The organism is Butyricicoccus sp., assembly GCF_050872565.1.
In the GTDB taxonomy this organism is placed as follows: domain Bacteria; phylum Bacillota; class Clostridia; order Oscillospirales; family Butyricicoccaceae; genus Butyricicoccus_A.
The window spans coordinates 1-1,606 of record NZ_JBNMHC010000438.1 but is presented as its reverse complement, the minus strand read 5'-3'; the positions used below and the strand labels follow the sequence as shown (position 1 = coordinate 1,606).

Here is a 1,606-nt window from a genome sequence, read left to right as displayed (position 1 = left end):
GCTGGCAACCGGCAAACAGAGACTTGCCTCTAATTTGAATGCCGATCATCTCATCGGCTACGGCGTCAGCCATTGCGCACAGTGCGACGGCTTCCTGATGCGCGGACGCTCGCTCGCTGTCGTCGGCAGCGGCGATCATGCGGTTGCCGAGCTGGAGCATTTACGCCCGCTGACAGAGAATCTTCGCCTGTTTACCAACGGCGCAACCATCACGACGAAAAACATCCCTTCGGACATTCCGATTATCACAGAACCGATTACCGAACTGCGCACGGATGATTTTGGTATGCTGTCCGGTGTGCAGACCGAAAAGCAGCTGTATCCGATTGACGGCTTGTTCTTGGCACAGGGCGTTGCTTCCGCGGCAGATTTTGCCGGACGCATGGGTGTCATCATGGACGGCTCTGATGTCAAGGTAGACCGCAGCTATCAGACTAATGTTCCCGGTCTGTTCGCCGCTGGCGACTGTGTCGGCGGTGTCCTGCAAATTGCCAAGGCAGTGGCAGATGGTGCCATCGCCGGACTCAACATCAGTGAGTTCCTGCGCAATGCCCCCAAGTAAGAAGAAACACAGGCAGAATAAAGCAAACGCCAGAACCGGAAAATTTCCGGCTCTGGCGTTTTTGTTTGCCTGCTCGCACAGACTAAACTTGTCTCTCCTACTTTTGCAGCCGCTGCTTGACCTGCTCCAACGCCTGCATCCAAATGTCATAGCCGCCTTGTTGAGTGATATACCGATAGGCACTCTCATTGAGTCCGCCTTTGGTCGTATCATAGCACAGTTCGGCAACCGTAGCGTTATCCGGCGCCTGCCGCGCCATGACAGACAGTGCTTCAAAAAACGATGTCATATAATCGACAGCGGCGCGATCTGTCATACCGTTTTGTTTTCCCCACTCCGCCGCATGATGAATGAGCAAATAAAACGGACTCATGAGCGAGGTCAGCGTCAATATCGTGTTGAGTGCCTGCTCATCCGGCAGCTCTATCAGCTGTCCTAATGGAGCAAACAGATCTCGAATCTCTGCATCGGCCGGACAATAGGCAATCGGCCCGATATGCATCGCGGCAAACGGCAGCGGCACCATGCGAATGGCTTTTGCCTTTGTTCCCGTCCAGCGGAGAATGTCGTGCATGGGATGGTCGCTAATCAGCGACAAAATATTCTGCTCCGGTGCAAAATGCAGCTCTTGTATCACGCGCTGGGTATCCCGCGGCAGCAGTGCCAAGATCACCCAATCTTTTGCCTGATCCAGTACTTCCTGATTGGAAGCACACACGGTCACCTGCTCCGGAAATTGCTGCGCCAGTGCCGCCGCTTTTTGTGCATTGCGCGGCGAAAGATAAATATGCAGCTTTTGCTTGGATGCATCATCCGTGCAAAAACCTGTGACAAGGGCGGAAGAAATCTGTCCTGTTCCCAGAATACCCATTTGTATTGTCATCGTGTATCCCCTCTCTTGTTACCAATTGAAACCATGTATAGTATAACATAAAAGCGCTGATACCGTCCACAGCAGACAGCATCAGCGCATCGTTTTTTATTTGGATAAAGCTAGCGAAATTTAAATTTCCATGATGACCGGAAGGATCATCGGGCTTCTCT

Annotated in this window: 2 protein-coding genes; one reads left to right on the top strand and one right to left on the bottom strand. The window is 52.4% G+C overall.

What is annotated here, in order from left to right:
- On the top strand, positions 1 to 562 hold a 562-nt coding region (locus ACR0P9_RS12285; RefSeq protein WP_432620557.1), incomplete at its 5' end, for an NAD(P)/FAD-dependent oxidoreductase.
- A 97-nt stretch (positions 563 to 659) separates the two neighbouring features.
- Here the strand turns inward: ACR0P9_RS12285 and ACR0P9_RS12280 are convergent.
- A complete protein-coding gene (locus tag ACR0P9_RS12280) occupies positions 660 to 1,445 on the bottom strand; it encodes an NAD(P)-binding domain-containing protein (protein ID WP_432620555.1) in 786 nt (261 codons plus the stop codon).
- Positions 1,446 to 1,606 lie beyond the last annotated feature (161 nt).

Excerpts from the sequence above, each read along its gene's own strand:
- ACR0P9_RS12280 (WP_432620555.1), bottom strand. The coding sequence starts at position 1,445 with ATGACAATACAAATGGGTATTCTGGGAACAGGACAGATTTCTTCCGCC.